The organism is Vibrio sp. 10N.222.46.A1 (genome assembly GCF_041473595.1).
Classification (GTDB): Bacteria; Pseudomonadota; Gammaproteobacteria; order Enterobacterales; family Vibrionaceae; genus Vibrio; species Vibrio tasmaniensis_A.
This window is the reverse complement of record NZ_JBFRSN010001705.1, coordinates 1-742: the sequence shown is the minus strand read 5'-3', so window position 1 is coordinate 742 and position 742 is coordinate 1. Positions and strand designations below refer to the sequence as shown.

Sequence of the window (742 nt, the reverse complement as noted above, 5' to 3'; positions counted from 1 at the left end):
ATATGACACTGGCGCGTTACTTGATCATTCGAGCGATAAAAAGCGGCAAGATTCGTCTGCAAAAACTACCTAACCCGATTGATATTGAAGGTCTCTCTGAATTGTTGGTGCGTATATCTCAGATGGTAGTAGATTGCCCTGAAATACATGATTTGGATATCCATCCAGTACTGGCCAACGGAGACAAGTTCACGATATTAGATGCCGATATCATCTTGAAAGCATACCAAGGCGATCCTCAAGAACGTCTTGCGATTCGCCCTTATCCAGTCGAATTGGAAGAGAATATCGTACTTAAGGACGGCACTGAGGTGTTGTTACGCCCGATCCTTCCTGAAGACGAGCCGCTTCATGCTGATTTTATTCATCGTGTATCCAAAGAAGACCTTTACAAGCGTTTCTTTAGTGATGTGGGTGAATTCAATCATGAGGCGTTGGCTAACTTTACTCAGATTGACTTTGATAGAGAAATTGCATTTGTGGTCGTTCGAAAGGAACAAGGCGTACCCGCGATTATTGGCGTATCGAGAGCGCTGATTAACCCAGAGAACACCGATGCAGAGTTTGCTATTCTGATACGTTCCGATCTGAAAGGCGTCGGATTAGGTCGCATTTTGATGACTAAGGTTATTGACTACTTTCGTACAAAGCAGACCAAGCAGATGTCGGGTATGACGATGCCGACCAACCGAGGGATGCTGACACTAGCCCAGAAGTTGGGCTTCGAGCTAGATATCAGTTT

At 45.0% G+C, this 742-nt stretch carries 1 protein-coding gene; it reads left to right on the top strand.

The genetic code is table 11. The features are described from left to right. On the top strand, positions 1-742 hold a 742-nt coding region (locus tag AB4496_RS28960), incomplete at both ends, for a GNAT family N-acetyltransferase (protein ID WP_372133564.1).